The 1,606-nt window shown below is 74.2% G+C and carries 1 protein-coding gene and 1 pseudogene; both read right to left on the bottom strand.

The features are described from left to right. Positions 1-27: 27 nt before the first annotated feature. The gene (locus HMPREF3086_RS01385) at positions 28-1,335 is read right to left on the bottom strand and encodes a cytochrome P450 (protein WP_070719771.1); all 1,308 of its coding nucleotides are present in this window, start codon (positions 1,333-1,335) and stop codon (positions 28-30) included. 54 nt (positions 1,336-1,389) lie between these two features. After that, a pseudogene (locus HMPREF3086_RS01380) lies at positions 1,390-1,606 on the bottom strand (polysaccharide pyruvyl transferase family protein); the annotation flags it as partial.

The raw sequence follows: 1,606 nt of genomic DNA, 5'->3' as shown, positions 1-1,606 counted from the left end.
CCCCGCCGTCGCGACGGCGGGGCGGCTCTACGTCGTCGCGGTCTCCCGCTCCTCCCACGTCACCCGCACGCCGGTAGCGGGTCGGGTGAGCATGTGGGTCCACGGGAACGTCATGTCGTCGGGATCCCGACTGATGCGCACCTCGGGGCGGCACAGCGCGGCCACGGTGGCGGACAGCGCGGTCACGGCGATCTTCTCGCCGGGGCAGCGATGGCCCGTGCGCACCCCGGCCCCGCCGTGGGGGATGAACGCCTCGAGCGCCTCGGCGTCGTCGACACCCATGAAGCGCCCGGGGTCGAAGGTGGTGGCGTCGGGCCAGTGGTTGGGGTCGGTGTCCGTGCCGAGGAGATCGAGCAGGACGAGCTGGTCCTTGCGGACCGGGCAGCCCTGGACCTCGAAGTCCGTCGTGGCCAGGGCGGGCAGCATGGGAACGAACGGATAGACCCGGCGGACCTCCTGGGCGAACGCCACGGCCTCCGGGATGTCCGTGAGCCGACCGGTCGTTGACGCCGCCTCCCGGATCCGGTCCGCCCACCGCGGATGCTCGGCGAGGGCGACCGCCGCGAACGCGGCGAACCGGGCCACCGCCACGGTGGGTCGGGTCAGGTTCTGCAGTTCCACCGCCGCGGTGCGGTCGTCGACGGGCGCGCCGGTCTCGTCGCGCAGGTCCGCCATGGCCGACAGGACGGAGCCGGGCTCGGCCCGCAGGTCGCCAGAGCGCACCGCGCGGATCAGTCCCGTGGCCCAGCGGTCCAGTCTCACGCGCTCGAACTCCGCGACCGGGTTGGTCGCCACCCGCCCGAACGTGTCGAGCAGCCGGCTCATCTGCCGTGCGCGACGGTCGGCCTCCGGCGGCGTGAGCGGCAGCCCGGCCCACCGGAACGCCGCCCGGCCGAACGCGGTCGAGGTGTCGTCGTAGACGGTGCCGCCGCCGCTGCGCGCCCACCGGTCGAGCATCTCCTCTAGCTCGTCGGCCACCAGCCGGGCGAACCGGGCGACCCGGTCGTCGTCGTAGGCCATGTCCGCGAGCGCGTTCTTCCGAGCCGCGTGCGCGCGGCCGTCGAGCTTGTGGACGGAGCCGGGGCCGAACAGCGGCAGCCGGATGAACGACGGCATGGCCCCGTCTCGCTTGACCTTGTCGGCGTCGTAGAAGGCGCGGACGCCGTCGATGCCCCGCAGCAGCACCGTGCTGCGGCCCATCAGCCGAAGGCGGACCGGGGTCTGCGACTCGGGGGAGACGCCCGCCCGCTGACGCACCCGGGAGGCGAACAGATAGCCGGAGCGGAGGAAGTCGAGGGACTGGTCACCCATCACTCGGGCGGTGGGTCGGGTCATCGGGCGCTCTCCTTCGTGCTCGGGTGGCAACTCGCGGTCGGCGTCCCGGCCACACTAGAGCGACTCGCGCCGACGCGCTTCCGGTCGCGACCGCAGCGCCTCCATCAGGTCGTCGAGCATGTCGTCGGACGGCCGGTCGTCGGCGCGTCGGTGGGCGGTGGCGCGGCCGTCGGGGGACAGGCACCAGCGCCACCAGTGGTCGAGAACGGTTTCACCGGGGCCGGGGGCGCCCAGGCCGTCGGCGGTGAACGCGTCCGCGCCGGGGGCGCCC

This window comes from Dietzia sp. HMSC21D01 (assembly GCF_001815995.1).
GTDB classification, from domain to species: domain Bacteria; phylum Actinomycetota; class Actinomycetes; order Mycobacteriales; family Mycobacteriaceae; genus Dietzia; species Dietzia cinnamea.
The sequence above is the reverse complement of the archived record's forward strand: the minus strand, read 5'-3'. Positions and strand labels throughout refer to the sequence as shown.

Bases quoted from the DNA above. Each gene is read 5' to 3' on its own strand.
- HMPREF3086_RS01385 (WP_070719771.1), bottom strand. From the start codon at position 1,335: ATGACCCGACCCACCGCCCGAGTGATGGGTGACCAGTCCCTCGACTTC.